A 25,731-nucleotide genomic window follows, 5' to 3' on the forward strand; every position below is an offset into this window, starting at 1 on the left:
CATGGCAATCATCGCACCATCGATTTTGTCGGCGGATTTTGCCGCATTGGCCGAAGAGCTTCAAAACGTAGAACGGGCGGGAGCCGATTGGATCCATATTGATGTGATGGACGGCCACTTTGTGCCGAATCTGACCTTCGGGCCGCTGGTTGTCGGCGCCGCGAGGACGCATACGAGGCTGCCTTTCGACGTGCATCTGATGATCGAGCGGCCCGAAGCCTATATTCCGGAATTCGTCGCGGCGGGAGCCGACCGGATTACCGTTCATGCGGAGGCCTGTACGCATCTGCACCGCGTCGTGCATATGATTAAGGAAGCCGGACTTCCCGCGGGCGTGGCGCTTAATCCGGCGACGCCTCTTTCCGTGCTCGAACATATGCTGGCCGATCTCGATCTGGTGCTGATCATGACGGTGAATCCGGGCTTCGGCGGGCAAAAATTCATTCCCGAATCGCTTGCGAAGCTTCGCCGGCTGCGTACGATGCTGCAAGCCGCCGGACGAAACGAGGTGCACGTCCAAGTGGACGGCGGCATTAACCCCGAGACGTCGCCGCTTGTCCGTGAAGCGGGAGCCGATGTGCTCGTAGCCGGAAGCGCCGTATTCGGCGAGAAGGACCGGGCCGCCGCGATTGCGGCGCTGCGTTAAGGAGGGATTTCGTGGAAGGACGGCTGAAGAAAGGCTTGCTGCTTGCCATATACAGCATGGGCTGCGGCCTTATGCTATCGATCTTTCCGTTTATTAAGTCCCCGTTCAACCTTATTTTCTCCCTGTTTGCGTTCGTGATCGGCATCTATTTTTTTCGAGGCTATCCGAGCCTTCGTTCGCGGCTCTTGTTTATCGGCCTGGGGCTTTTGTTTTTCTTTCTCTTCACGGTGATCATTACGATGATTTTGTATTTGCGGTCGCATCCGCAGGGTGCGGTTTAAACCGGCGGAGCACAAAACTGGGCGTACGGACGAGGCCGCCCGATGGAATAGGACAAATTGGCAGTGCATAGGATGGTTACATGAACGAAGGTTCCTGTAGCCTTTTTTGCATGATAGGGAAGTTTCGGATGCCGGGCGGATCGGGCATGGCAATGCGGACGGCCGGGCGCTGCCCGCAACGAACCGGAACCGCCTTCGGGGATGCTCACGAAGCAGCGTTTTCTCAAAAACGCAGAGTTGATGCTTACGAAGCGGCGTTTTATTTCAAACGCTACGAAGCAGCGTTTTCACAAAAACGCAAAGTTGATGCTTACGAAGCAGCGTTTTCTTTCAAACGCTACGAAGCAGCGTTTTCTTAAAAACGCAGAGTTGATGCTTACGAAGCGGCGTTTTCTTTCAAATGCTACGAAGCAGCGTTTTCTTAAAAACGCAAAGTTGATGCTTACGAAGCAGCGTTTTCTTTCAAACGCTACGAAGCAGCGTTTTCTCAAAAACGCAGAGTTGATGCTTACGAAGTAGCGTTTTCTTTCAAACGCTACGAAGCAGCGTTTTCTCAAAAACGCTTAGGAGGGGTGGAGCATGAAATTTTATACAATCAAGCTGCCGAAGTTTTTGGGCGGATTCGTAAAAGCGATCTTGAATACCTTTCAAAAAAATTAATGTCTGCGGCAGCCTGGCGATCCCACGGGTACCTGATCTCCGCGGAATAATCGCTTGCAGAAGCCGGCCGTGCCGCGGACGGCTGTTTGCTTTGTCTTCCGCCTGACGCAGCGCGACTGAAGGCGGCCGCCCTTGGACATGAAAAAAAAGCACCTGAACCCAGGTGCTTTTTGCCTGCAAGAAACTTGTCCGCCGAAACATCGGCCGGAGCAGCTTCCCGTTTGTGAATATCTAGAGCGAAGAGCGTTATACCCGGGTCACTTTGCCGGCTTTCAACGCGCGAGTGCTGACGTAGACGCGTTTCGGCTTGCCGTCGACGAGAATGCGCACTTTCTGAACGTTGACGCCCCACGAGCGGCGGTTTTTGTTGTTGGCGTGCGAAACGTGGTTGCCCGTTCCCGGACCTTTACCCGTAATGTAGCATTTGCGAGACATGGAATACACCTCCCTTGATGCCGTTGCGATAAACATACTTGAATATCTTATCACATCTCGCGCGATCCATCAAGCTGGAGGTAATTTAAGCAAACGGCTGATAATCGCCGAAAAACAGGCTCTGGACTTCTAAATCGGAGCTATTTATAGTACAATGATGATTAGTCCATAATAGATGGATAAAGGAGTGGTCGTTCATGCCTTTGGAGCTGAAATCGGAGCTTGGAAACGTCATCATCACGGATCATGTCATCTCCGTCATAGCGGGCTCGGCGGCGCTCGATTGTTATGGACTGCTGGGGATGGCTTCGCGCAAACAGCTGAAGGACGGCATCGCCGAGATGCTCGGCAGGGACAATTTGGCGCGCGGCGTGGAAGTCCGCCGGGAAAACGAACGCCTGCATATCGATTTGTACATCATCGTAAGCTACGGGACGAAAATATCCGAGGTGGCGCATAACATCCAGACCAAAGTGAAATATGTGCTGAACGAGGTGATCGGCCTCTCGGTCGATTACGTTCATATTTTTGTCCAAGGCGTCCGGGTATCCCGGTAGGAAGGGGAGTCATTGCTTGAGCAAACGGTTGATCAACGGATCGGACCTTACGAATATGCTCGTTGGCGGCGCGGAGTGCCTGCAGGCTAACGTCGAGCGTATCAATGCGCTCAATGTGTTCCCGGTCCCGGACGGCGATACGGGAACGAATATGAATATGACCATGACCGCGGGAATCCGGGAGCTGCAGGGCAAACCGTCGCCTGCCGCAGGCAAAGTTGCGGAAGCGCTTTCCAAAGGGCTGCTGATGGGAGCGCGCGGCAATTCCGGCGTCATTCTGTCGCAGCTGTTCCGAGGCTTCTCCAGAAGCCTTGCGGGGGTGGAGGAAGCCGGCACGGTTCAGTTTGCGGCGGCGCTGCAGAGCGGCGTCGATATGGCCTATAAAGCGGTCGTCAAGCCCGTCGAGGGCACGATTTTGACGGTGGCCCGCGAAGCGGCGAAGCATGCGGCGCAGGCTGCCCGCCGAACGAGCGACATGGAGCCGTTCATGCGCGAGGTGCACGCGAAAGCGCTTGAAGCGCTGCAGCGCACGCCCGAGCTGCTGCCGGTGCTGAAGCAGGTCGGCGTCGTCGATTCCGGCGGACAAGGCCTCGTCTGCATCTACGAAGGCTTCCTGCGAGCTTTGGAGGCGGAGGGCGGCGAGCGCGGCCCTATCGCGACAGCGGATCCGGCAGGACCGGCTATAACCGGCGGAATGGCCGCAAGACCTGCCGCGGCGGCGGCTGCGCAGTCGCCCGCGACCGCCCAGTCAAGATTATCGACGGATGCGATCACGTTTTTTTACGATATGGAATTTATGATCCGGCGCCGTTTGGGGGGCCGCTTCGCTCCGCGTTTTGACGAGGAGTCGTTTAAACGGCAGCTGGCCCGGGACGGGGATTCCATTCTCGTCATTGCGGACGAGGACGTCATCAAGGTGCACGTTCATACGCGGCGGCCGGGCGACGTGCTTAATTATGCGCTGCCCTACGGAGAACTGACCGATTTTCATATTTTGAACATGCGCGAGCAGCACCGGAGCCTGGGGGGCGCTGAGGCGGGCGGACAGCGCAGCGAGCCGTCCGGCGGGTCCGAGCCGGCGAACGCTACGGCGGCCGTCGAAGCGGCGGCGCTCGGCATGGCCGTGCCCGAGGTGCTCACCGGCACGCCGGCGGGCGACGTGCCGACGGAGCAGGCGCACGAGCTGGCGCCGTACGGCATCATCGCCGTGGCGCTGGGCGAAGGAATCGGTTCGATTTTTCTCGAAAATAACGTCGATATCGTGCTTTCGGGCGGACAAACCATGAACCCGTCGACGGAGGATTTCGTGAACGCGATCGAACAGCTTCAGGCCGAGCATATTTTTATTTTGCCGAACAACGGCAATATCATCCTGTCCGCGCGGCAGGCCGCCGAGCTGAGCGAGCGGAACGTGACGGTCATCCCGACGAAGACGATTCCCCAGGGGCTGGCCGCGGCGCTCGCCTTCCGGGACGACGAAGGCGCGGAGGCGAATGCGGAAGCGATGACGGGCGCATCCTCGCTCGTCCGCTCCGGGCAGGTTACGACGGCCGTGCGCGATACGGCGATCGACGGCGTCGAGATCAAGGAAGGCGACTATATCGGCATTTTGGAGAAGGCCATTATCTGTTCTTCTCCGGACATGCAGGACGCGTGCCGCGAGCTGCTGGCCGTCATGCTGGAGGACGGGGGCGAGCTGGTGACGATATTGACCGGCGAGGAAGCGGTGCGCGAAGACACCGAATCGCTTGTCGCGTGGGCGCGGGAAACGTTCCCGGAGGCGGAGTTCGAGGTGCACGAAGGCGGGCAGCCGCTGTACCCTTATCTGATTGCGGCGGAATAGAAAACGAGGTGACGGCATGAGCAGCGTGAAAATCGTTACGGACAGCTCGTCGGATATCCCGAAGCGGATGCGGGAGCAGCTCGGCATCGAGCTGGTGCCGCTCAAGGTGACGATCGGCGAGGACCTGTATTTGGACGGCGTTTCGGACAGCGGCGAGTTTTACGAGAAGCTGAAGGCTTCGCCGGAGCCGCCGAGGACGTCCCAGCCGTCGCCGGCCGAATTTTCGGAGGTTTACGGCCGCATCCTGAAGCAGCATCCGGACGCGTCCATCCTGTCGTTTCATTTGGCTTCGGTGCTGAGCGGAACATGCCAGTCCGCCATGCTGGGAGCGTCCATGCTGGAGACGGACGCCGACATTACGGTTGTGGATTCGAAATCGGCTTCGTACGGCTTCGGCGCTTTTGTCGTCAAGGCGGCGGAGATGGCGGCGGCGGGAAGCGCGAAGGAAGACATTTTGGAGGCATTCGAACAGTTCCGGCTTGACCGGAAGCTGTATTTTTTGGTCGATACGCTCGAATATTTGCAGAAGGGCGGCAGGATCGGCAAAGCGGCGGCGCTCTTAGGCACGATTTTGAACATCAAGCCGATTCTGACGCTGAGCGAGGAAGGGGAAGTGTTTCCCGTCGACAAGGTCAGAGGGCAGAAAAAAGCGATGGCGCGCATCGTGGAGCTGCTGAAGCGCGATTTCGGCCGCGACCCGGTCGACATGACGGTCGGATGGGCGTACCGGAGCGAGCTCGCGCTGGAGCTGGCGGGGCTGGCCCAGGCGGAGCTGAACGTCCGCACGGTCCGGCAGACGGAAATCGGTGCGGCGATCGGCACGCATGCGGGGCCGGGAACGGCAGCGTTATTTATGAATCGGGTGTGAGGATACGATGAAACTGGATCAGCTGCCGGTCCGCAGCGTAAAAGGCGTGAGCGCTCAGAAGGAACAGGAGCTTCACGCCTTTGGCGTCCATACGGTCGCCGACCTGCTGGATTATTTTCCGTTCCGGTATGAGGATTACCGTATTCGCGGGCTGGCTGAAACAAAAGACGGAGAAAAGGTTACGGTACTGGGCAAAATTATGAGCAACCCTTCGCTGCAGCGGTACGGGCGGGCCAAATCGCGCTTGACGTCCAAGGTTGCGGTAGACGGCGTACTCGTGACGGCGGTCTGGTTCAACCGTCATTTTCTGCAGGAACAGCTTGTACCGGGCCGGGATATTACGCTGACGGGCAAATGGGATCAGCGCCGGCTGCAGCTGACGGTCTCCGAATCGGAGTTTCCGGACCGGGGGGCGAAGCGTTCGGGCACGCTGCAGCCGGTCTATTCGGTCGGCGGGAGCGTCACCCAGGCATGGATGCGCAAAACGATCGAACAGGCGCTTGTGCAGTACGGCGCGATGCTTGAAGAGGTGCTGCCGCTGGAGCTGGTGGACAAATACGGGCTCATGCCGAGACGCGACGCGATCGCCCGCATTCATCGGCCGGACGATACGGATGAAGGCCAGGCGGCACGCCGCAGGCTCGTCTACGAGGAGCTGTTCCTGTTTCAGCTCAAGCTGCAGGCGTACCGGTCGCTCATCCGCAAACGGATGGACGGCGTTGCCCATTCGGTGAGCGCGGAGACCATCCTCGCCTTCGTCCGGACGCTGCCGTTCGAGCTGACGGCTTCGCAGAAGAAGGTGATCAACGAAATTTTGATCGACATGCGCTCGGCCGCCTGCATGAACCGTCTGCTGCAGGGGGACGTCGGCTCGGGGAAAACGGTCGTGGCGGCGGTGGCGCTGTATGCGTCGGTGAAAGCCGGCCATCAGGGGGCGCTTATGGTGCCGACGGAAATTTTGGCCGAGCAGCATTACCGGTCGCTGCAGAAGCTGTATGCCGATGCCGGCGTCGAGGTCGCGCTGCTTACCGGCAGCATGACCGACAAGCGCAAGCGGGATGTGGCCGCCGGGCTGCAGATGGGGCTGATCGACGTCGTCGTCGGCACTCACGCCCTCATCCAGGATGGGATCGAGTTCCGCAGCCTCGGCCTGGTCGTTACGGACGAGCAGCACCGCTTTGGCGTCAACCAGCGCAGCGTGCTGCGGCACAAAGGGATTAATCCCGACGTGCTGACGATGACGGCGACGCCCATTCCGCGCACGCTGGCAATCACCGCCTTCGGCGATATGGACGTCTCGACGCTGCGGGAGCGGCCGCAAGGACGGAAGCCGATTCTCACGTATTGGGTCAAGCACTCGATGATGGATCGGGTGCTCGGCTTTATTCGCCGCGAAGCGGAGGCGGGCCGGCAGAGCTATTTTATTTGCCCGCTGATCGAGGAATCGGACAAGCTGGACGTGCAGAACGCGATCGATCTCCACGTGCAGCTGATGCAGGCTTTTCCGGACATGAAGATCGGCCTTCTGCACGGCAGGCTGTCGGCCGGGGAGAAGGACGAAGCGATGCGGGACTTTTCTTCCGGCGAAACGCAGGTGCTGGTGGCGACGACGGTTGTCGAGGTCGGCGTCGACGTGCCGAATGCGACGCTGATGATCATCATGGACGCCGAACGGTTCGGCTTGTCGCAGCTGCACCAGCTGCGCGGGCGCGTCGGCCGCGGCGGCCATCAGTCGTACTGCGTGCTGATCGCCGACCCGAAATCGGAGACGGGGCGGGAACGGATGAAGGTGATGACCGAAACCGACGACGGCTTCGAGGTGGCAAGGCGCGACCTGGAGCTGCGGGGGCCCGGCGATTTTTTCGGCACGAAGCAGAGCGGGGTGCCGGATTTCAAGCTGGCCGATATGTCGGCCGATTTTGCAGTGCTGGAGGAGGCGCGGGATGACGCGGCGGAGCTGACCGGACGGCCGGACTTCTGGACGGCGGCCGCCTATGCGAGGCTGCACGATATATTGCGGAAGGATCAACTTTTTCAAGGGGATTTGCTGGACTAGTTTTTTTCGGCGGTGCTGCGGCATATAGTACATCGAATGGCTGATAAAGCCGGACGGAGGTGCTGAAGACCGCAATGAGCTATACGAAATACGGCATTCGGCCGGAATTGGTCGAACGCGTCAAGACGAAAATGAAAAATCCGGCCGTCAAGGATAGAGTGAAAATGGCGCTTCACGGCGTCACAAAATACGATTTGCAGGATCGCGCCAAGGTGCGCCGGCTCGTCCGGACCTGCTCCGGCATCCTGCACGAGCCGTTGACCGAAACGCAGGAGGAGCAGATGATCGCCTTCGTGCTCGGGCAGCGGATCGATCCGAACAATACGCTTCATCTGCTCAAATTATGGGCGATGTTCCGCTGACCCTTCGGGGCCGGCGGTTTTTTTTAATCAAAGAGGGGATAAAATCCAGTGTTATCCGCAGGCTTCGAAACGGTTTTAATCGAGCCGCTTACCCCCTCCCTCGAGCAGATACGAGAGCAGTTGAAGGACCACGTTTTTTTGAAGGCCGTCTTTCCGGACAAATAATCGTCGGTTTGGTCCGGGCGCGGCTCGAACAGGGCTTTCTTCAGCCTTCTTTGGCGGCGCCTAAAGGCGCGATTAATGCGGGATCGTCGTTGGCGACGTTCCCGACGGCGGACGAGACGGGATAAGCCTCCATTTCGTCTTCCGGATAGGGGCGCAGCAGACCGCCGATCCTCTGCTGATCCTGAATCGACCGGTCCAGCCACTGCGCCTCGTCCTCCGGACGGAGAATAACCGGCATCCGGTCGTGGATCGTGGCCATCAATTTGTTCGGCTCGGTGGTCAAAATGGTGCAGGTGCTCAGCTTGCCGCCGTCCGGAGTCAGCCACGTATCGAACAGGCCGGCCATGCTGAACAACCGCCGGCTGCGCAGCACGATGCGAAGCGGCTGCTTGCCGTCCGCCGTTTTGCGCCATTCGTAGAAGCCGTCGGCCGGGATCAGGCACCGTTTGCGCCGGACCAGCTGCTTGAAGGCGGGCTTGTCCCATACCGACTCGGCGCGCGCGTTGATCATTTTGTAGCCGATTTTCGGATCATTGGCCCAGGAAGGGACAAGCCCCCATTTCAGCTCGCCAAGCCGGCTGCGCTTGCCGTCATGGATGATTGCGAATACCATTTGCCCGGGCGCGACGTTATATTTCGGCCGTTGATGCGGGACGTCCGTTTCTTCGATGAGGTAACGCAGCATTAGCTCCTCCAGCGAGACGACAATCGTGTAGCGTCCGCACATGACTTCCAATTCCTCCTTCGGCGTTCTCTTCTTGTATTATACAAGGTTCGCTGCGCCTGTGCGATATTCCATTATCCGGTAAAAATGTCGGCTTGAAACGGCTAAGCCGGCCGCGCCCTGCCTATACTGATAAGTAAAACGGGTAAAAAAGAAGGTGGCCGGATGGGGTCGGGACAAACGCGGCAAGGTGTGGCCAAAAAGCTGGCGGAGTGGCTGAAATGGCCGGAGCAGCTGTTTGAAATCGCGGCGGACAAGCTGCGTGCGCGAGCCGAATCAAGGCGGCTCGCCGAAGGGGCGAAGCCGGTCCGTTTGCGAGCGGAGGCGGTGCGGGAGCTGTTTGCGCTCTGGGCGGGCAGCACAGTTAGCCATGAAGCCTCGTCGGCTTTAGGACGCTATGCATCTACTGCCGGCAGGGCAGCCGGCGAAACCGAAAACGTCCGGGACGGCGGCGATGACGTGAAGGTTGCAGCGGCAAACAGGGAGTGCGAAGAGGGAGATGTGGAAGCAAGAGGGGGCGGAGCAGCGGCAGTCATCAGCGGCGCGGACCCCCGGTCGTACGGAGGCGGGAAAACATCAGCCGGGGATCGTGCTGCCGAAAGCCCGGCGGAAGAAGCCGGTAACGCTGCCGGGCGGCAGGGCGAGACGGAGCGGCCGGCATTCGGCGCGCGGACGATGAAATGGTGCGGCGAGGAGCGGTCGCTGCTATACCGCATCGAATTCGAGACGGAGCGCGCAAACCGCAACAACGTAACGCGCACCGAGGCGTACCGTGCCGTTTATTTTCGGCGGCCGGAGCTGCATTGGGCGCTGCTCGCCCATATCGTGTCGCGCAACGGCGGCTGGAACATGACCGACCTGAAGGGCGAGCTGCTTCCCCGGCTGCTGACCGAAGATCAGACCGAAGCGACCTTCCGGCTGCTGGAACGATGCAACGCCCTTATTTTCGGCGATGCTTATCCGCAGCTGCTTCTTTATGAGGCGGGGCGCAAGGCGGAGCGCGACTATTCGGGCCTTGCCGCGGCATTCGGGGTATCCGCTTTCATGGAGCCGGTCTGGGCGCTGTTCAGGAAACGTCGCGATTCGGCGCTGCTGACGACCGCACTTATCGTCAATGAGCAGCATGTGATCGAGCGCCGCGTCGTGCAGCACCCGGAATACCGGGAGCATGTGCTAAACAAACCGTCGTTTAAGGTGCAGGCGGTGCTGCAGACGAACACGGTCGTGCTGCCGTACGGCGTCCAAGCGGAAGCGGGGATGAAGCTCGCCGGACTGGTGCTGGAGCATTTCGGCGATTTGCGGGAGCGAATCGAATTCGGCAAACGGCTGTACGCCGTTTTGTTCGGCGTGCCGGAGGTACGGAGCGGGGCGCTCGAATTTGTTCGCGCGGTACAGCACACCGGTTCGCGCGCCGATTACGCTCCGCACCTGTTTACGAGCGTCCGAAGCGGGAAGAGCCGCGGCTTGTACAAACCGCGGCTGAAGGACGGCAAGCTCGCGCGGGGCGCAAAGCCGCTGTACAGCCCGAAGCTCGGCGACGCCTGGCCGGACAGGTCGGTGGAACCGCCTCGGCCGGGGGACTGGACAAGGTGGGCCGGCCCGGTCGAGTCCTATTTCGAGGAGCTGCCGCTTCCGCCCGTGTTCGAAGTGACGGACGCGCATTGGCTGGCGCTGGCGAAAATCGAGCTGGCCGTAGCCGGTGCCGAGCGGCTTGGATGGTCCAAATAATCGTTCGAATGCGACTTGGAACAGCGGCGCAGCTGCCGATTGAGACCCCCGCCTAAGTCGCCTCCCGCTTGACGGCATAGAGGATCCAGGCGCCCGGTCCGGCATCCGGTCTGACCGGTTGGTAGCCGAGCTCGGACAACCTGAGTTCCAGCTCGCCTAGATCGACGTCATGGAACGCGGATTCAGGCGAAATGCCGGAAGGACCGCCGCAGGCCGGCTTGTCGGCGCCGCGGGAACGCGGACCGGATGCGGGCAGGGTGACGCCGGCCAGACAAAGCCGTCCGCCCGGCAGCAGCACCCGGTCGATTTCGTCCAGCGCCTGCCGCTGCCGGCGGCGGTCCAGACTGTGCAGCGCAAAAGCGCAGGCGGCAAAATGGAACCGCGGCCGCTGAAAAGGCAGCGCCAGCACGTTGCCATGCACGGCTTCGATGTTCGGCAGCCGTTCGCGGAAGTGGCGCAGCATGGCCGGCGATTGTTCGACGGCCGTCATCGCCGCGCCGGCGGCCGCCAGCATCGCCGTCAGCCGGCCGGTTCCGGCGCCGGCCTCGCAGCCGTGTTCGCCGGACCGCGGATCGAGCCACTGCACGATCGTCTCATGCGTCCGCGCATAATCCGCTTCATCGATAAACGGGCGAAGGGCTTCCGTGACCGCCCGTTCTTTATATTTTTCGGCCAGGCTCCCGAAATCCATTGGGTCCTGCCATTCGTCGACCAAAGCCGCGCTGTCCCTGAGCCTTTGCGCCGCCTCTTCAACCGAGTGAAGCGGCAGACGCCCCCGAGCATTGCCGGCCGCCAGCAGCTCGTCTAGCGCGGTCAACGCGCGCGACAGCTTGGACCATTCGCGGTAAACGTCCTGCCTCGTTTCCTCCAGCTTCTCCAGCGGCCCGCTACCGCTTTGCAGTTCGCAATCGCCCGGCTCGATGCCGCGGGCGAGCTCTTTTACGGCGGATACCGGCAGACCGATGCCGCGCAGCGAAACGATCCAGCGGAGCGCGAGCAGGTCGCGGTCGTCATACGTCCGGTAGCCGTTCGGCGACTTTTGCGGCGAGAGCAGGCCTTTATCCTCATAAAAACGAATGGCCCGGGGCGTCGTCCCGAGCCTTTTTGCCGCTTCGTGAATATGCAGCCGCATGGAAACGCCACCTCCCGAGCCATTGTAAACGTTGACGCAGCGTCAAGGTCAAGCCTCCGGTCGCCAGCCGCCGGATTTTATTTCCCGCTTCCGCCGCTTTGCTGCAGCAGCTCCCACCGGTAAACGTACTCGAACAAAAATTCGAACGCCTCCAGGTGCCTTTTCGCCTCGAACGCATTCGCGCCCCAGGCGTAAATGCCGTGCTTGCGCAGCATGATGCCCGGAATGCGCTTGTCCAGCCGCTCCGTCACTTCCGGGACGATGCTCGGAATATGGGCGAAGTTGGACACAATCGGGATGTCGATCTGCGCCTCTTCCTCCCAAATATTGAACGCCTTAATGAGCTCGACGCCGTCAACCGGAATCGCTTTGCGCTCCCAAAACAGCTCGGAGACCAGATTGTTGAACACAGTATGGACGTGAAAAATGGCGCCGCAGCCCGTCAGCCTGTAAATTTCGCAGTGGATGAGCGTCTCGGCGGAAGGCTTCAGCCGCGTCGTCTCGCTTGGCTTGCCGTCCTGATCGACAAACAGAAAATCTTCGGGCGTCGACAGCGACTTGTCCTTCCCGCTTGCCGTAATGGCGAAATGGAACCGCCCGGGGTTGAAATCGCCCAGCCGCACCGACAAATTGCCGCTCGTGCCGGCAAACCAGCCGCGTGAGGCGAACAGCCGCTTCACTTCGGCCAGCTCGCCCAGGGCGCGCTGCTTCTCTTCAAGCGATAGAGTATCAAAATCCATCGTTTACGCTTCCTCCTCCAGCCGCTGCAAACGGTCCACAATGTCGTGGAACGTGTCGAATTCGGTAAACGGAAGCCCGAGCTCCCGGCATTTCTCTGTCAGGTGAGACCTGGCGAACACGACATCGGCCAATTTCGCCCCTTCGAAATCGGTTACGCTGTCTCCGATCAGAATGCGCGTATATGCGTTATTCGGAAAACGCCGGATGATCGCCGTTTTGCACATGCCGCAATCGTTATTGCAATGCTCGTCGCATGGATGCGGCCACGTAATTTCAATGCGCTCGCCCGAAAAATCGCTGCCATTGCAGTAAATATGATCCTCCGGAATGCCGAACGGGACCAGGAGCGGGTATACGAAAAAGTCGATGCCGCCGCTCGTGACGTAAAACTCGACGCCTTCCCGCCGGCAATACGCGAGCAGCTCGGCAAACCCGCTGCGGATGCGCGCGTTCGCAATCGAATATTCGATCACCTCGTCCTTCCAAGCGGCGGGCAGCAGGCGGAACAGCTCGCCGACGCCTTCGCGGATCGATTTGCGCTCCCCGACGATATCGCCGACAATCGTTTCCCAGCCGGGGGGATTAAAGCGGCGGATGATCGCGACGATGTTGTCGTTCTCGGTGATCGTGCCGTCGAAATCGCAAAATACGACACGCTTCTTCGCCTCGCCGGCTTCGCGAAGACCGTTCATTCCTTCGCCCCCCACAAGCCGACTGCCGCCTCAAGCGCTTCATTGCCCGGCTTTCCGGCCGCTTCCCGAAGCGGAATGCCGGACTGCGCCGCCGCCATTGCCTGGCGGAACGCTTGTCCGCCCGCAGCGGTGCCCATCGGATGTCCGTGAATGCCGCCGCCCGCGTTGACGACGACATCCTGGCCGAAATCGCGGAGGATGAGCGGCACGAGCCCCGGATGAATACCCGCCGAGGGGACGGGGAAGGCTTTGCGCACCGGCAGCGAGCTGTCCAGCAGCGCCGTTTTCACGGCCATATTTTCTTCCATCGGCATAACGACGGAGCCGTACGGCGACGGAAACAGCGACAGATCGGAGCCGGCGAGCCGCATCAGCTTCCCAAGCAAGAGCGGTGCGGCGATTCCGTAGTGCGGCGACGGATAAAGAGCGCCCGCCATTGCGGGGTGCGTGGCGATCGGCACGTTAATATCCCGATCGGCGCTCAGCTCGTGCAGCGCGTCGTAGCCGTAGGCGAGCACGTTGAACAGCAGGGCGTTGGCGCCGGCCGCGATTGCCCGCTTGGCATTGGCCGCGAGCTGCGACGTTTTGCCGGTCAGGTTGACGGCGTACAGCAGCTTCTGTCCTGTCCGCGACTCGGCCTCCCGCGCCGCTTCCATGCAGGCTTCGACCCGTTTCTCAAGCGGCGTGAGCGGGTTTTCGAACAAAATTTCGTCGTCCTTGATCAGGTCGACGCCGCCAAGCGCCTGCAGGTAAAACTGTTCGCGCAGATTCGCCAAATCGTGGCCGATGACCGATTTAAAAATGCTCATGAGCAGCGGACGGTCGTGTACGCCGAGCAGCTTTCGGACGCCTTCCAGACCGAATTTCGGACCGGGAAAGGCAGACAGGAAGCTTGGCGAAAATTCGAGATCGACCAGCTTGATTTTGCCGTCCATCGACAGCTTGCCGAAGACGGTGACGAGCAGGGCGGGGAGGTCGCGGCTGAAATTGACGTCCGGATAGGCGATTTTCAGATCGGCGTACCGCACGCCCGGCGCCGCGCCTTCCGGTTCATGGATCGTTACCGATACGACGCGCCCGAGATGCTTTTCCATCTCCGCTTTGCGCGCCTCGGGGAGATCGGTCCAGCTGCCGACCGTCAGGCCGACGGCGATGCTTAACCCTTTTTTATGGAAATCGGCTTTGTCGTCATAGCACCGATAGGTCGCGACGCAGTAAGCACCGTTCATTTCAGCGCGCTCCTTTCGATATCCTCGCCAAGCTCGCCCGCGCGCCCGGCGGCCCGTTCCACCGCGCCGATAACCCCTTCGGTAAAGCCGCGGGCGTCCAGCGTTTCGATTGCGGCCTGCGTCGTGCCGTTCGGGGACGTCACCTTGCGCCGCAGCTCGGCCGGGTCCTCGCCGGTAGCCTTAACCATGCTTGCCGCGCCAAGCACCGTCTGGACCGTCAGTTCGCGGGCGGCTTCGCCGGTTAAACCGAGCTTTCGCCCGGCTTCGATCATCGCTTCCATCATGTAATAAATGTAAGCGGGTCCGCTGCCCGATACGCCGGTGACAACGTCGAGCAGCGGCTCGGCGACGACGGCCGTCAGCCCGACCGCCTGAAACACCGATTCGGCGACCGCTTTCTGCCCGGCAGTAACGGAATCCGAGTAGCTGATGCCCGTTGCGCCGAGCCCGATCGTGCTGGATGTGTTCGGCATCGTGCGGACGATCGCCATTTTGCGGCCCAATATCGTCTCCATCGTGGCGATGCTGAGCCCCGCAATTACGGATACGATTAGCTGCCGCGGCGATACGACGCCTTCCAGCCGGCGGATCGCATCGGCCGCATCCTTCGGCTTCATCGCCAAAAAGATGACGTCCGCCTCGCGCAGTATCGCTTCTTTCGCGGCTCCTTCCGCGGCCGGTCGGACGCCGTATCGTTCGCTGAGCTCATAGAGCCGATCGGCATTTTGGCGGTTTAGCACGCCGATTTGCTCCGGCCGGGTCAGGCCGCGTTCCAGCAGGCCACGCACAATCGCTTCGGCCATCGAGCCCGCCCCGTAGAAGCAGAAGCGGAGGGAGCCGATTTCCGGCTTGGCGCCGGAAGATGAAAGCAGGGACATATCGTTAACCTCCTGTATAAACGAATAACTCATGACGTCAGCCGGCCGGCTGCATTCCTGCTCGTTAACCTCGAATCTGGCCGCTGCCGTATACGAGAAATTTCGTCGATGTCAGAGCCGGCAGGCCCATCGGACCGCGGGCGTGAAGCTTTTGCGTGCTGATTCCGATCTCCGCGCCGTACCCGAATTCGAAGCCGTCGGTAAACCGCGTCGAAGCGTTATGATAGACGGCTGCGGCGTCCACGTCCTGAAGGAATCGGCTCGCGCGATCGGGGTTTTCGGTGACGATACATTCGGAATGCTGGGTGCCGAACCGCGAAATATGGGCGAGCGCTTCATCCAATCCGGGCACGATGCGGATGTTCAAAATATAATCGTTATATTCGGTAGCGAAGTCGTCGTCCGTCACCGGTTTCGCCTCCGGAACGAGGCCGCGCGTCCGCTCGCAGCCGCGCAGCTCGACGTTCGCCGCCAGCAGCCGGTCCGCGAGGCCGCGCAAATGCTCCTGAGCGAACGATTCGTGCACGAGCAGCGTCTCCAGCGAATTGCAGACGGACGGGCGCTGCACCTTGGCGTTCATCACGATATCGGAAGCCATTTGCGGCTGGGCGCCTTCGTCCAGGTACGTATGGCAAATGCCGGCGCCCGTCTCGATGACCGGCACGGTCGCGTTCTCGACGACGTTGCGGATGAGCGAAGCGCCGCCGCGCGGGATCACGACGTCGAGCAAGCCGTTCAGCCGCAGCATTTCGTCAACGGACGCGCGGCTCGGATCTTCCACGAGCTGCAGCGCGTCGGCCGGCAGCGCGGTGTCCGACAACGCGTCACGCAGCACTTGAACGATGCGCGCGTTGGATTCGAGCGCAGCCGACCCGCCCCGCAGGACGACGGCGTTGCCGGTCTTGAGGCAAAGCCCGGCCGCATCGACGGTCACGTTCGGGCGGGCTTCGTAGATGATGCCGACGACGCCGAGCGGAACCGAAACCTTCTCGATGACCAGCCCGTTCGGACGCTCGAACCGTTCGAGAATTTTTCCGGTAGGATCGGGCAGTTCCACGATTTGCCGCAGCCCTTCGGCAATGCCGGCGATCCTTGCTTCGTTCAACGCGAGACGGTCGAGCAGCGATTCGCTCGTCCCGCTGCCGCGCCCGCGTTCGATATCCGCCGCGTTTGCCGCGAGGATCGAAGCCTGCTCGGCAACGAGCCGGTCGGCCATCCGGAGCAGCGCCTCGTTCTTTTGCCCGTTTGTCAGCCGGTTCATAACGGATGCGGCTTGCTTGGCAAGCAGCGCCTTGTCGCGTACTTCACTCATGATGAATTCCCTCCTAAGCGTTTTGTAAGAAACGCAATATTGAGCGCCGGGGATTGGATTGCATTGAAACGAGTCGCAGCACCGCCCGTCCGGTTCGTAGTCAAGCCTCCAGCGTGACCCATTCGTCGCGGTGGATGACTTCAATCCGTCCGACCTCGACGCGTCTGCGCACCTCATCGGTGCCGAGACCGGCAACGGCCTGAATTTGCCAGACGGCATAATTGACGACGCCGCGGCCGATCGTTTGTCCGCGCAGATTGACGACTTCGACGACGTCGCCGGGATGAAAATCCCCTTCGACGTGCCGGATGCCCGCGGGCAGCAGGCTTTTTCCCCCATGCAGCAGCGCTTCTTCCGCGCCTTCGTCGACGGCGATTTTGCCCTGGGGCAGCGAATGAAAGCCGACCCACTGCTTTTTCATCGGGAGGTTGTGCAGGCTCGTATCGAAATAGGTGCCTTTGCCGTCGCCGAGCACGGCCCGGCGGAGATCGTCCGGCTCGGCGACGCGCCCGACGAATGCGGGGACGCCGCCCCGCATGGCGATGCGCGCCGCTTCGATCTTGGAGCGCATGCCGCCGGTGCCGACCGAAGAGCCCGCGCCGCCGGCAATCCGCATGATGTCGTCGGTGATCTGGCCGACGCGGTCGATGCGTCCCGCCGCCGGATTTTTGCGGGGATCCTCGGTATAGAGGCCGTCCGTATCCGTCAGAATCAGCAGCTGCTTCGCTTTGACGAGATTTGCCACCAGCGCCGACAGCTTGTCGTTATCGCCGAATTTCTGCGCCAGTTCGTCCGTCGAGACGGTATCGTTCTCGTTAATAATCGGCAGCGTCCGCTGCTTCATCAGCTCCTCAATCGTCATCAGCGCGTTCTGGATGCGGCTGCGATTCGAGAAATCGGCGCGCGTGAGCAAAATTTGCGCAACGCCGATGCCGCCTTCTTCGCCGAAAGCGCCGAACGCCTCCTGATACGCCCGCATCAGCAGCGCCTGACCGACGGCCGCCGCGGCCTGCTTCTCGTGCACCAGCTTCGGCCTTGCCTTGTAGCCGATCCGGCGGAAGCCCGCGGCAACCGCGCCGGAAGTGACAAGCAGCACCTGATAGCCGGCTTCGTGCAGCGCAGCGAGCTCGCGGGCGAAAAACTCGATCCGCTCCCGGTTCAGTCCGCCTTCGTCCGAGGTCAGCGAGCTGCTGCCGATTTTGACTACGATCCGATCTGCCATAACGCCATTTCCTTTCCGCTTCCCGAAAATAAAAAAACTTTCGTCCTTCTGTTAAAAAGGACGAAAGTGCGACTTCCGCGATACCACCTTTATTAAAGCGGCAGGATGCCAGACGTGCAGCCATTGCCGCTTCCGCTTCATGGACCTGATAACAGCAGGCGCTGTCCGGCTCATCGCCGGCCGTTCAGGGGTGGGTTTCCTTCTGGCTCCGCGGTAAATTTTCTCAGCCGATCGAAATTTACTCTCTGGTCGCGGCAGCTCCAGCCGTACTGGTCCCGTCATCACGTTGGTGTTCAATTGCTTCAAGCATATCATGTTCGGCGGCGACCTGTAAAGATTGAACGGGGCGTGAAGCCCTGCGTTGCTCGGTGTGTTTGGCAGACGGGACCAGGTGGCTTCACCGATGCCCCGCCTCGCAGTCCATCCGCGTCAGCAGGACAAAACTCGCAGCCGATTATGCGTTAGCCCCGAACGAATGCGGCGCATTTGCCGGAAGCTTTTCCGTCAACGGCGAGTCGGGCGCCGGCAAGCCGCCGTTTATCCGAACAGCCCGAGACTGCCGAGGCGGCCGACCGCTTCTTCAAGGCGCGCTTCCGGCGCCAGCAGGCCGAGTCGCACGTAGCCTTCGCCGTGTGTGCCGAACCCGATTCCGGGGGCGATGACGACGTCGGCTTTCTCCAGCGCCAAGTCGGCGAACGATGCGGAGGTGTGCCCATTGGGCACGGGCAGCCAGCAGAAGAAGGAGCCTCCCGGCTTTTCGGCCTGCCAGCCGATAGACGCCAGCGCGGCGAACAGGGCGTCGCGGCGCCGTTCGTATGTCGCGGCCAGCTCGCGGACGCACGCCTGCGACCCGGTCAGCGCTTCGGCCGCCGCCGCCTGAATGCCGCCGAACAGGCTGCAGTAATAATGATCCTGGATTAAATTGATGAGCGAGACGATCTCGGCGTTGCCCAGCGCAAAGCCGACCCGCCAGCCCGCCATGTTGTACGATTTGGACAAGGTATAAAATTCCACGCCGATTTCCTTCGCGCCCGGCGTCTGCAGAAAGCTGACCGGCTGCACGCCGTCGAAACCGATTGCTCCATACGCGAAATCGCTGGCGACGACAATGCCTTGCCGGGATGCAAACTCGACCGTGCGTTTGTAGAAATCGGGTCCCGCCGCGGCCCCGGTCGGGTTATTCGGATAATTGACGAACATCAGCTTCGCCTTATCGGCGATGCCGGACGGAATCGCATCGTAATCCGGCAGAAAACCGCCTGCCGCCGTGAGCGGCATATATTCCATCCTGCCTCCGGCCAGCGCGATACCCGACCAATAATCCGGGTAGCCGGGATCGGGCACGAGGCAGACGTCGCCGGGATTCAGCAGGCATTGGCTGATTTCGACCAGGCCGGTTTTCCCGCCGAACAGAATCGCGACCTCCTTCTCGGGGTCGAGCTCCACGCCGTAATCCTCTTTGTATCGCCGCGCAATCGCTTCCTTCAGAAAAAGGAAGCCGCTGAACGGGGCATAACGGTGATAAACCGGGTTCGTCGCGGCCTCCTGAAGCGCCTTCACAATATGCGGCGGCGTCGGTAAATCGGGATTTCCCTGCCCGAGGTTGATCACGTCCCGCCCTTTGGCGGCCTGCGCGGCGGCTTTCCGCGTCAGATCGGCAAAAAACTGCTTCGGCAAGCCCGTCATCCGGCTCGCCGGGTCAATTTTGAACGATTTCGTCTGTTCCATCGCTACCATCACTCCACATGTTTGCTGCGCCGCCGGTTCATACTAATCCTGATTTCATGCAGGACGGAGCGGCATGCTTGTTCACCCCATAGGCAAGTTCGTCGATCGGAAATTCCGCTCCTTGCGATTATGCCTAATGTAGCATGATTCCGCCGCAGTGTCGAGTGCAGGAAACGGTTAAGCCGCGCGGCGCAGCGCCAAACATGTGCCGGTATCCGGACCTGCTTTTTTACGGCAGTCCGATCGTCTTCACGAAAGGCTCGATATCGGCTTTGAACTGAAGCAGATACGGCTTGCGCTCTTCGTCAAAAATCAGCAGAAGCTTCGGCTTGCCGGGACAATAGAACAGAAAGACGTCGGAGGTCCGCACCGTCAGCTCTCCGGTTCTGACCGTATAAGGAAGCGTAAGCGGTATGCGGTATACGAAGCCGCATTTGTCCCCCGGCGAAAGCTGCGGCGCCAGTCCGGTTACCGAGCCGAGCCATTCCCGGGCGAAGCCCTGGTACTGCTCGCTGTTCGGCACCGACTTGACGACCTTGCCCGCCTCCACGTCGAAGACTTGAACGGGCCGCATCTCTTCGCCCCCGGTTTGCCGCTGCAGCGCGCCGGCCGCGCCGAAAGGCAAGGTCAGAAGACAGACCAGGACGATAAGCGGAATCCATTTTGCCTTGATCATTTCGCTTCTCCTTCTATAGATGCAGAATGTGTTCCCCGTTACGGTTCCCATCTTGACACGGTTCCATGAGGCGTTATGATTAGGGAAAACATTCAACTTATGCTTTTTTGGACGGAGGGACTGGGAATGGCGGACGACAAGCTGCGCCTTGCACTCGTGCAGATGCACGTCGATGCGGGGCATCCGGATCTTAATTTTGCCCGATTGGAGCAAAGGCTCGAGGAAGCCGCGCAAGGACCGGTCAAGCCCGATCTGGTCATGCTGCCTGAAATGTGGAATACCGGCTATGCGCTGGAGCAGATCGGCCGCATTGCCGACCGGAACGGGGAACGGACGAAAAAGCTGCTTTCGGCGTTCAGCGCCAAGCACGGGATTCAGGTGATCGGCGGCTCGATCGCTGAGGGCAGAGCGGACGGCGTATACAACACGATTTTTGCGTTCGGAGCGGACGGCGAACTAGCGGCCGATTATTCCAAAATCCACCTTTTTCGATTGATGGACGAAGAAAAGCATCTGCAGCCCGGCGGAAAAATCGGCCGAATGACGGTAGCAGGGGCGGAAGCCGCTCTTATGATTTGCTATGATATCCGTTTTCCGGAGCTCGCCCGCAGGCTGGCGCTCGACGGCGCCAAGGCGCTGTTCGTGCCCGCGCAGTGGCCGCATCCGCGGCTTCATCATTGGCGGACGCTGCTGACGGCCCGGGCGATCGAGAACCAGATGTACGTGATCGCCTGCAACCGGGTGGGCGAAAGCGGCGGAACCGCGTTTTTCGGCCATTCGCTCGTGATCGATCCCTGGGGAGAAATCGTCGCCGAGGCGGGCGAAGACGAAACGATTCTCCGCGCCGAAATCGACCTGTCCCAGGTCGAAGCGGTGCGGGCGAAAATCCCGGTGTTCGAGGACCGCAGGCCTTCGCTTTATTGACGTTTTTCGCGGACGGCGCCGAAATGGCGCTCCACCGTTTCTCTCATCGTATCGATAAACGCTTCGGCCGCCTTCGACAGATAGCGGCCTTTGCGGCTTGCGGCGACAAGCGTGCGCGATGGCGACTCGGCGAGCGGCACATAAACCGGAGCGAGCTCCGTCCATTTGGCGCGCGTCACCATCTTCGGTACGAACGCGATGCCCATGCCCGCCGCGACAAGCGACTGCACCGTTTCGATATTGCCGCTTTCGAACACGATGCGCGGCTCGAAGCCGGATTTTCCGCACAGCTCGAGCACGATTTGGCGGAAGCCCTGGCCTTTCTTCAAGATGACGAACGGTTCGGACGACAGCTCGGCGATCGGCACGGGGAGGCCGCGTTCGGCAAGCGCATGGCCGGGCGGCAGGGCCAGGCAGATTTCCTCCTCGATCAGCGGCTGCCAGGTTAAGGTCGGCTCCTGCAGCGGGAGCGACAGGAGGCACAGGTCGGTCTGCCCGCTGGCCGTCAGCTGCTCGAGCCGGGACGAGCTGTCCTCCATCAGCACGACCTCGATTTCCGGGTATCGCTGCCCGAATACGGGCAGCACGAGCGGCAGCACGTGCGAGCCGGTAATCGGCAGGCTGCCGACGACAAGCCTTCCTTTTCGCATATGGGCGAGGTCGTCCAGCTCCTGTTTCAGCTGCTCGACGCTGTCGAGTATCGTCTGCGCTTTCTCGACGAAGACGGAGCCGGCGTGCGTCAGCTCGACCGAATTGGTCGTACGGCGGAAAAGCAGGACGCCGATCTCCTTCTCCAGCTTGGAAAGCTGCTGGCTGAGAGACGGCTGGGCGATATGCAGCTTCTCGGCCGCGCGCGAAAAATTTTTTTCGGCTGCGATTTGAATGACGTACTGCAGTTGGCGGAATTCCATGCGGCGCCTCCTAGTAAGCGTTTGTTCCGAAACGGCCTTCATAGGTCATACCTATGGCTTTTATAGAAATTATATCTTGGTTCAATGAAGAAAGAAATGCTATGATGTTTGTATCGATTTTACTAGAGCACGACGAATTGAACTTATGGGGTGACTTTTTCGATGGCGAAAACAATGTTTGAAAAGATTTGGGACAATCATGTCATTCATGCCGAAGCCGGCAAACCGAGCATTTTGTACATCGACCTTCATCTCGTGCACGAGGTGACGTCTCCGCAGGCGTTCGAAGGGCTGCGCTTGACGGGCCGCAAGGTTCGCCGTTCGGACCTGACGTTCGCGACGATGGACCATAACGTGCCGACGAAGGACCGGTTCAACATTACCGATCCGATCTCGAAGCAGCAGGTCGACACGCTGACGAAAAACTGTGAGGATTTCGGCGTAAAGCTGTTCGATTTGAACAACATCGATCAGGGGGTTGTCCACGTGATGGGGCCTGAGCTCGGCCTCACGCATCCGGGCAAAACGATTGTTTGCGGCGACAGCCACACCTCCACGCACGGCGCGTTCGGCGCGTTGGCGTTCGGCATCGGCACCTCCGAGGTCGAGCACGTGCTGGCGACGCAGTGTCTGCAGCAGGCGAAGCCGAAAACGATGGAAGTTCGTTTCGTCGGCAAGCGCAAGCCGGGCGTAACGGCGAAGGACCTTATCCTCGGCGTCATCGCCAAATACGGCACCGATTTCGCAACGGGCTACGTGCTCGAATATACAGGCGAAGCGATCCGTTCACTTTCGATGGAAGAGCGCATGACGGTGTGCAACATGTCGATCGAAGGCGGCGCGCGCGCCGGCCTGATCGCTCCGGATGCCACGACATACGAATATCTCCGCGGCCGCGAATACGCGCCGAAAGAGGAAGCGTTCGACCGCGCCGTCGAGATATGGTCGCAGCTTGCGACCGACGAAGGCGCCGCCTACGACAAAGTCGTCGAATTCGACGTCGATTCGCTCATTCCTCAAGTCACGTGGGGCACGAGCCCGGGCATGGGTGCCGACATCACGGGGAACGTGCCGAATCCGGCCGATATGGCGACGGAGAACGAGCGCAAGGCCGCCGAGAAGGCGCTGGAATATATGGGGCTGACGCCCGGCACGCCGATGAGCGAAATCGGAATCGATTATGTCTTTATCGGCTCCTGCACGAACGGCCGGATCGAAGACCTTCGCGCCGCCGCGGAAGTGGCAAAGGGCTATAAGGTCGACAGCCGCGTGACGGCGATCGTCGTTCCCGGATCGGGTCGCGTCAAGCTTCAGGCCGAAAAAGAAGGCCTCGATAAAATCTTCGTCGAAGCGGGCTTCGAATGGCGCGACGCCGGCTGCTCGATGTGCCTGGCGATGAATCCGGACGTTCTGCAGCCCGGGCAGCGCTGCGCGTCGACGTCCAACCGGAACTTCGAAGGACGTCAGGGCCGCGGAGGACGTACGCATCTCGTATCGCCGGCCATGGCTGCCGCAGCGGCGATCAAAGGCAAATTTACGGACGTGCGCGGCTGGACCTTCAAAACCGAAGTGATGAGCTGATCCCTGCGCGCTGAAGCAGATAACGACAGGCAACCCGAGAGGAGTTCGAATCAAATGGAAGCATTCAAAAAGCTGACGGGGCTTGTCGCCCCGGTTGACCGTGTAAACGTCGATACGGACGCGATTATTCCGAAACAATTTCTGAAGCGCATCGAGCGCAGCGGCTTCGGCCAATTTCTGTTTTTCGAGTGGCGGTGGGACGAAAAGGGGAACGAAATTGCCGATTTCAGCCTCAACCAGCCGCGCTATAAAGGCGCTTCGGTGCTGATTTCCCGCGCGAATTTCGGCTGCGGCTCCTCCCGCGAGCACGCGCCGTGGGCGATTCTCGACTACGGCTTCAAGGTTGTGATCGCACCGTCTTTCGCCGATATTTTCTATAACAACTGCTTCAAGAACGGAATCCTGCCGATTCGTTTGAGCGAAGAACAGGTGGAAGAGCTGTTCCAGCGCACGGCAGCGAACGAAGGCTACGAGCTGACGGTCGACCTGGAAAACAACAAAATCAACGACGGCGCGGGACTCGAGATCTCGTTCGACCTTGACGAGCACCGCCGCCAGTTTTTGCTGCTCGGTCTGGACGACATCGGCCTGACGCTTCAGCACGAGGACAAAATCTCCGCGTACGAAGCCAGCCGCGTTGCGTTCTGATCCGATTCAAGCCGCAGGCCCCGGCATTCGCCGGGGCTTTTTTTTGTGCCTGGGCGGGGAGTAACAATTTTCCTCAAATCGCAACTTTTTCTGACATGGCGCGTCTATATAAATATGTGTTGGCACCCTGCGCGAATGCCCGCGAAAAACCAGTCATCGAGGTGAATGATGAAGAAGTTTGTAACCGCTGTAATGCTGCTATTCCTGCTCTTTTCCATCTTTCCGTCCCTTGTCGCCGGCGCAGCGGCCCCCCCTACGCCGGCGCTCTATTTGAACGGCAAGCCGCTGCAATCGTCCGCCGAGCCTATGCTGATCGGACAAACAACCTTTGTGCCGATCCGCACCATCTCCGAAGGACTCGGCTTCAGCGTCGGGTGGAAATCGCCGAACGTCACCATTTTTAACGGCGAGACGAGCATGCAGCTGACAATCAGCAGCAAAACCGCACTTGTCGACGGCCAGAAGGCAGCGCTGAGCGCGCCGCCGGTCATCAAGCAGTCGCTCACGCTTGTTCCGCTTCGTTTTGTCGGTGAACAATTCGGTCTCAGCGTTTACTGGGATCAACAAACCAAATCGGTGTTTTTGTATCAGAAAGCGGCATCGCCACCCGCAGCGGGAGCAGGCGGGAGCAATACATCGCCGGGGGCTCCAAACGACTCGTCCTCGAACGGGAATTCTTCGGTACCGGGCGGCGGGTCCGATTCGGGCTCCGGAACGAACGGCGGCACCTCAGTTCCCGCAGACGGCAGCGGCGGCGGAAATGCTGACGTCCCGGATGCAAACGGGGATACCGTACAGCTCAAAGGGATTCAATATGACGGGCTGAGCAGCGTCTATTTGCCTTATGCCGGCGATGCGCCCCAAGTCAAAACGCAGGTGCTGACGAATCCGGACCGGCTCGTCATCGATCTGCCGGATACGGCGTTTGCCGCGGATTTTTCGCCAAGCTTCACGATGACCGGCACGCTGATGGGGCAAATCCTGATCGATTCCCATCCGACTTTGAAGGGGATTCGGTATTCGCTTTATTCGGACAACCCTTCGACCATCCGCGTCGTGTTCGACTTGTCGGCGCCGACCCAATATAACGTCGTGAACGATAACGGCGCGCTGCGCGTCGATCTGCTCGGCGCAACGGGACCGGCGACGCCTCCGGTCGTGCCGGCTTCGGACAAGCCCCCCGGGGCTTATAAAATCGTGATCGACCCCGGACACGGAGGCAAGGATCCCGGCGCGCTGGCTGTGAACGGCCGCAACGAGAAGGAATATAATTTGGCGCTCGCGCTCAAGGTGAAGGCGCTGCTCGACAAGGAACCGATGCTCCAGGGCTACCTGACAAGAACGGACGACACGTTCGTCGAGCTGGACGACCGGGCGAAATTCGCGAACGATTTGAAAGCGGACGTATTTATTTCGCTTCATGGCAATTCGATCGACAAATCAAGCGTATCCGGATCGGAAACGTATTACTGCCGTCCCGACAGCGTTAATTTGGCGAATATCATGCAAAAGCATCTTGTCATGGGGACCGGATTCCCGGACCGCAGCGTGCGCCAGGCCAATTTTGTCGTCATCAAAAAAACGACGATGCCGGCCGTCCTGCTCGAATCGGGCTACCTGACCAATCCCGGCGACGCGTCGGTTATGTTCGACGATGCGAAGCAGGAGAAAATCGCCGAACAAATCGTCGCGGGCATTAAAGAATATTTAAACCTGACCTAGGAGGATGCCC

26 protein-coding genes are annotated in these 25,731 nt (G+C 60.2%); 14 read left to right on the plus strand and 12 right to left on the minus strand.

Annotated elements, in window-relative coordinates; translation table 11 throughout:
• The first annotated feature begins 1 nt into the window (after nucleotide 1).
• From rpe to spoVM, 4 genes are all read left to right on the plus strand, one after another.
• Nucleotides 2–646, plus strand: a complete 645-nt coding sequence (rpe, locus tag PD282_RS09875) for a ribulose-phosphate 3-epimerase (protein WP_274650513.1) — start codon at nucleotides 2–4, stop codon at nucleotides 644–646.
• An 11-nt stretch (nucleotides 647–657) separates the two neighbouring features.
• Entirely contained in the window at nucleotides 658–927 is a 270-nt protein-coding gene (locus PD282_RS09880) for a hypothetical protein (RefSeq protein ID WP_274650514.1), read from the plus strand.
• An 80-nt stretch (nucleotides 928–1,007) separates the two neighbouring features.
• Complete coding sequence (locus tag PD282_RS09885; RefSeq protein ID WP_274650515.1) at nucleotides 1,008–1,286, plus strand: hypothetical protein; 279 nt, start codon at nucleotides 1,008–1,010, stop codon at nucleotides 1,284–1,286.
• Between the two features lie 220 nt (nucleotides 1,287–1,506).
• Nucleotides 1,507–1,587, plus strand: coding sequence for a stage V sporulation protein SpoVM (gene spoVM / locus PD282_RS09890; RefSeq protein ID WP_010345573.1), 81 nt, complete (start codon nucleotides 1,507–1,509; stop codon nucleotides 1,585–1,587).
• A gap of 246 nt (nucleotides 1,588–1,833) precedes the next feature.
• Here spoVM and rpmB read toward each other — a convergent pair whose 3' ends face one another.
• Nucleotides 1,834–2,022: a 50S ribosomal protein L28 gene (rpmB, locus tag PD282_RS09895; RefSeq protein WP_274650516.1), complete on the minus strand. Its 189-nt coding sequence runs from the start codon at nucleotides 2,020–2,022 to the stop codon at nucleotides 1,834–1,836.
• 197 nt (nucleotides 2,023–2,219) lie between these two features.
• Here rpmB and PD282_RS09900 point away from each other — a divergent pair, with 197 nt between their 5' ends.
• The 5 genes from PD282_RS09900 (at nucleotide 2,220) to PD282_RS09920 (ending at nucleotide 7,708) form a co-directional block, all read left to right on the plus strand.
• Entirely contained in the window at nucleotides 2,220–2,579 is a 360-nt protein-coding gene (locus PD282_RS09900) for an Asp23/Gls24 family envelope stress response protein (protein WP_274650517.1), read from the plus strand.
• Nucleotides 2,580–2,634: 55 nt separating this feature from the next.
• Entirely contained in the window at nucleotides 2,635–4,422 is a 1,788-nt protein-coding gene (locus PD282_RS09905) for a DAK2 domain-containing protein (RefSeq protein WP_274655143.1), read from the plus strand.
• A 16-nt stretch (nucleotides 4,423–4,438) separates the two neighbouring features.
• Nucleotides 4,439–5,290, plus strand: a complete 852-nt coding sequence (locus tag PD282_RS09910; RefSeq protein ID WP_274650518.1) for a DegV family protein — start codon at nucleotides 4,439–4,441, stop codon at nucleotides 5,288–5,290.
• A gap of 7 nt (nucleotides 5,291–5,297) precedes the next feature.
• Nucleotides 5,298–7,346, plus strand: a complete 2,049-nt coding sequence (gene recG, locus PD282_RS09915; RefSeq protein ID WP_274650519.1) for an ATP-dependent DNA helicase RecG — start codon at nucleotides 5,298–5,300, stop codon at nucleotides 7,344–7,346.
• A 74-nt stretch (nucleotides 7,347–7,420) separates the two neighbouring features.
• Nucleotides 7,421–7,708: a stage VI sporulation protein F gene (locus tag PD282_RS09920; protein ID WP_274650520.1), complete on the plus strand. Its 288-nt coding sequence runs from the start codon at nucleotides 7,421–7,423 to the stop codon at nucleotides 7,706–7,708.
• A gap of 205 nt (nucleotides 7,709–7,913) precedes the next feature.
• On the opposite strand, the gene PD282_RS09925 is transcribed toward PD282_RS09920, so the two are convergent.
• The gene (locus tag PD282_RS09925) at nucleotides 7,914–8,600 is read right to left on the minus strand and encodes an SOS response-associated peptidase (protein ID WP_274650521.1); all 687 of its coding nucleotides are present in this window, start codon (nucleotides 8,598–8,600) and stop codon (nucleotides 7,914–7,916) included.
• Nucleotides 8,601–8,762: 162 nt separating this feature from the next.
• Between PD282_RS09925 and PD282_RS09930 the strand changes: the two genes are divergently transcribed.
• Nucleotides 8,763–10,325 (plus strand): DUF2515 family protein, encoded by a 1,563-nt coding sequence (locus tag PD282_RS09930; protein WP_274650522.1) that lies wholly within the window; start codon nucleotides 8,763–8,765, stop codon nucleotides 10,323–10,325.
• A gap of 52 nt (nucleotides 10,326–10,377) precedes the next feature.
• Here PD282_RS09930 and PD282_RS09935 read toward each other — a convergent pair whose 3' ends face one another.
• The 9 genes from PD282_RS09935 to PD282_RS09975 all read right to left on the minus strand — a co-directional run bounded on the left by PD282_RS09935 (nucleotide 10,378) and on the right by PD282_RS09975 (nucleotide 19,935).
• Nucleotides 10,378–11,457 (minus strand): MerR family transcriptional regulator, encoded by a 1,080-nt coding sequence (locus PD282_RS09935; protein ID WP_274650523.1) that lies wholly within the window; start codon nucleotides 11,455–11,457, stop codon nucleotides 10,378–10,380.
• A gap of 77 nt (nucleotides 11,458–11,534) precedes the next feature.
• Nucleotides 11,535–12,197 (minus strand): methylthioribulose 1-phosphate dehydratase, encoded by a 663-nt coding sequence (gene mtnB / locus PD282_RS09940; protein WP_274650524.1) that lies wholly within the window; start codon nucleotides 12,195–12,197, stop codon nucleotides 11,535–11,537.
• A 3-nt stretch (nucleotides 12,198–12,200) separates the two neighbouring features.
• A complete protein-coding gene (locus tag PD282_RS09945; protein WP_274650525.1) occupies nucleotides 12,201–12,890 on the minus strand; it encodes a 2-hydroxy-3-keto-5-methylthiopentenyl-1-phosphate phosphatase in 690 nt (229 codons plus the stop codon).
• On the minus strand, nucleotides 12,887–14,119 hold the full coding sequence (locus PD282_RS09950; protein WP_274650526.1) for a 2,3-diketo-5-methylthiopentyl-1-phosphate enolase: 1,233 nt from the start codon (nucleotides 14,117–14,119) through the stop codon (nucleotides 12,887–12,889). Before PD282_RS09950 ends, PD282_RS09945 begins: the two co-directional genes overlap by 4 nt.
• Nucleotides 14,116–14,997, minus strand: a complete 882-nt coding sequence (gene proC / locus PD282_RS09955) for a pyrroline-5-carboxylate reductase (protein ID WP_274650527.1) — start codon at nucleotides 14,995–14,997, stop codon at nucleotides 14,116–14,118. The genes PD282_RS09950 and proC overlap by 4 nt, the downstream gene beginning before the upstream one ends.
• Before the next feature lie 64 nt (nucleotides 14,998–15,061).
• Complete coding sequence (locus PD282_RS09960) at nucleotides 15,062–16,309, minus strand: glutamate-5-semialdehyde dehydrogenase (RefSeq protein WP_274650528.1); 1,248 nt, start codon at nucleotides 16,307–16,309, stop codon at nucleotides 15,062–15,064.
• A 100-nt stretch (nucleotides 16,310–16,409) separates the two neighbouring features.
• Nucleotides 16,410–17,531: a glutamate 5-kinase gene (proB, locus tag PD282_RS09965; protein ID WP_274650529.1), complete on the minus strand. Its 1,122-nt coding sequence runs from the start codon at nucleotides 17,529–17,531 to the stop codon at nucleotides 16,410–16,412.
• Nucleotides 17,532–18,068: 537 nt separating this feature from the next.
• Nucleotides 18,069–19,259 carry a pyridoxal phosphate-dependent aminotransferase gene (locus tag PD282_RS09970; protein WP_274650530.1) on the minus strand — a complete coding sequence of 397 codons (1,191 nt, stop codon included), beginning with the start codon at nucleotides 19,257–19,259 and terminating at the stop codon, nucleotides 18,069–18,071.
• Nucleotides 19,260–19,488: 229 nt separating this feature from the next.
• A complete protein-coding gene (locus PD282_RS09975) occupies nucleotides 19,489–19,935 on the minus strand; it encodes a hypothetical protein (RefSeq protein WP_274650531.1) in 447 nt (148 codons plus the stop codon).
• A gap of 126 nt (nucleotides 19,936–20,061) precedes the next feature.
• Here PD282_RS09975 and PD282_RS09980 point away from each other — a divergent pair, with 126 nt between their 5' ends.
• Complete coding sequence (locus PD282_RS09980; RefSeq protein WP_274650532.1) at nucleotides 20,062–20,859, plus strand: carbon-nitrogen family hydrolase; 798 nt, start codon at nucleotides 20,062–20,064, stop codon at nucleotides 20,857–20,859.
• On the opposite strand, the gene PD282_RS09985 is transcribed toward PD282_RS09980, so the two are convergent.
• The gene (locus PD282_RS09985; protein ID WP_274650533.1) at nucleotides 20,853–21,770 is read right to left on the minus strand and encodes a LysR family transcriptional regulator; all 918 of its coding nucleotides are present in this window, start codon (nucleotides 21,768–21,770) and stop codon (nucleotides 20,853–20,855) included. The two genes, PD282_RS09980 and PD282_RS09985, sit on opposite strands and share 7 nt — an antisense overlap.
• 162 nt (nucleotides 21,771–21,932) lie before the next feature.
• Between PD282_RS09985 and leuC the strand changes: the two genes are divergently transcribed.
• The 3 genes from leuC (at nucleotide 21,933) to PD282_RS10000 (ending at nucleotide 25,721) form a co-directional block, all read left to right on the plus strand.
• A complete protein-coding gene (gene leuC, locus PD282_RS09990) occupies nucleotides 21,933–23,351 on the plus strand; it encodes a 3-isopropylmalate dehydratase large subunit (RefSeq protein WP_274650534.1) in 1,419 nt (472 codons plus the stop codon).
• Between the two features lie 54 nt (nucleotides 23,352–23,405).
• A complete protein-coding gene (gene leuD, locus PD282_RS09995; RefSeq protein ID WP_274650535.1) occupies nucleotides 23,406–23,999 on the plus strand; it encodes a 3-isopropylmalate dehydratase small subunit in 594 nt (197 codons plus the stop codon).
• Between the two features lie 168 nt (nucleotides 24,000–24,167).
• A complete protein-coding gene (locus tag PD282_RS10000; RefSeq protein WP_274650536.1) occupies nucleotides 24,168–25,721 on the plus strand; it encodes an N-acetylmuramoyl-L-alanine amidase family protein in 1,554 nt (517 codons plus the stop codon).
• The last annotated feature ends 10 nt before the right edge of the window (nucleotides 25,722–25,731 follow it).

The organism is Paenibacillus humicola (assembly GCF_028826105.1).
Classification (GTDB): Bacteria; Bacillota; Bacilli; order Paenibacillales; family Paenibacillaceae; genus Paenibacillus_Z; species Paenibacillus_Z humicola.

What these genes read in the sequence shown, in the direction of transcription:
- rpe (WP_274650513.1), top strand. Translation starts at nt 2, where the DNA reads ATGGCAATCATCGCACCATCGATTTTGTCGGCGGATTTTGCCGCATTG.
- PD282_RS09885 (WP_274650515.1), top strand. Translation starts at nt 1,008, where the DNA reads ATGAACGAAGGTTCCTGTAGCCTTTTTTGCATGATAGGGAAGTTTCGG.
- spoVM (WP_010345573.1), top strand. Translation starts at nt 1,507, where the DNA reads ATGAAATTTTATACAATCAAGCTGCCGAAGTTTTTGGGCGGATTCGTA.
- rpmB (WP_274650516.1), bottom strand. Translation starts at nt 2,022, where the DNA reads ATGTCTCGCAAATGCTACATTACGGGTAAAGGTCCGGGAACGGGCAAC.
- PD282_RS09900 (WP_274650517.1), top strand. Translation starts at nt 2,220, where the DNA reads ATGCCTTTGGAGCTGAAATCGGAGCTTGGAAACGTCATCATCACGGAT.
- PD282_RS09905 (WP_274655143.1), top strand. Translation starts at nt 2,635, where the DNA reads ATGCTCGTTGGCGGCGCGGAGTGCCTGCAGGCTAACGTCGAGCGTATC.
- PD282_RS09910 (WP_274650518.1), top strand. Translation starts at nt 4,439, where the DNA reads ATGAGCAGCGTGAAAATCGTTACGGACAGCTCGTCGGATATCCCGAAG.
- recG (WP_274650519.1), top strand. Translation starts at nt 5,298, where the DNA reads ATGAAACTGGATCAGCTGCCGGTCCGCAGCGTAAAAGGCGTGAGCGCT.
- PD282_RS09920 (WP_274650520.1), top strand. Translation starts at nt 7,421, where the DNA reads ATGAGCTATACGAAATACGGCATTCGGCCGGAATTGGTCGAACGCGTC.
- PD282_RS09925 (WP_274650521.1), bottom strand. Translation starts at nt 8,600, where the DNA reads ATGTGCGGACGCTACACGATTGTCGTCTCGCTGGAGGAGCTAATGCTG.
- PD282_RS09930 (WP_274650522.1), top strand. Translation starts at nt 8,763, where the DNA reads ATGGGGTCGGGACAAACGCGGCAAGGTGTGGCCAAAAAGCTGGCGGAG.
- PD282_RS09935 (WP_274650523.1), bottom strand. Translation starts at nt 11,457, where the DNA reads ATGCGGCTGCATATTCACGAAGCGGCAAAAAGGCTCGGGACGACGCCC.
- mtnB (WP_274650524.1), bottom strand. Translation starts at nt 12,197, where the DNA reads ATGGATTTTGATACTCTATCGCTTGAAGAGAAGCAGCGCGCCCTGGGC.
- PD282_RS09945 (WP_274650525.1), bottom strand. Translation starts at nt 12,890, where the DNA reads ATGAACGGTCTTCGCGAAGCCGGCGAGGCGAAGAAGCGTGTCGTATTT.
- PD282_RS09950 (WP_274650526.1), bottom strand. Translation starts at nt 14,119, where the DNA reads ATGAACGGTGCTTACTGCGTCGCGACCTATCGGTGCTATGACGACAAA.
- proC (WP_274650527.1), bottom strand. Translation starts at nt 14,997, where the DNA reads ATGTCCCTGCTTTCATCTTCCGGCGCCAAGCCGGAAATCGGCTCCCTC.
- PD282_RS09960 (WP_274650528.1), bottom strand. Translation starts at nt 16,309, where the DNA reads ATGAGTGAAGTACGCGACAAGGCGCTGCTTGCCAAGCAAGCCGCATCC.
- proB (WP_274650529.1), bottom strand. Translation starts at nt 17,531, where the DNA reads ATGGCAGATCGGATCGTAGTCAAAATCGGCAGCAGCTCGCTGACCTCG.
- PD282_RS09970 (WP_274650530.1), bottom strand. Translation starts at nt 19,259, where the DNA reads ATGGAACAGACGAAATCGTTCAAAATTGACCCGGCGAGCCGGATGACG.
- PD282_RS09975 (WP_274650531.1), bottom strand. Translation starts at nt 19,935, where the DNA reads ATGATCAAGGCAAAATGGATTCCGCTTATCGTCCTGGTCTGTCTTCTG.
- PD282_RS09980 (WP_274650532.1), top strand. Translation starts at nt 20,062, where the DNA reads ATGGCGGACGACAAGCTGCGCCTTGCACTCGTGCAGATGCACGTCGAT.
- PD282_RS09985 (WP_274650533.1), bottom strand. Translation starts at nt 21,770, where the DNA reads ATGGAATTCCGCCAACTGCAGTACGTCATTCAAATCGCAGCCGAAAAA.
- leuC (WP_274650534.1), top strand. Translation starts at nt 21,933, where the DNA reads ATGGCGAAAACAATGTTTGAAAAGATTTGGGACAATCATGTCATTCAT.
- leuD (WP_274650535.1), top strand. Translation starts at nt 23,406, where the DNA reads ATGGAAGCATTCAAAAAGCTGACGGGGCTTGTCGCCCCGGTTGACCGT.
- PD282_RS10000 (WP_274650536.1), top strand. Translation starts at nt 24,168, where the DNA reads ATGAAGAAGTTTGTAACCGCTGTAATGCTGCTATTCCTGCTCTTTTCC.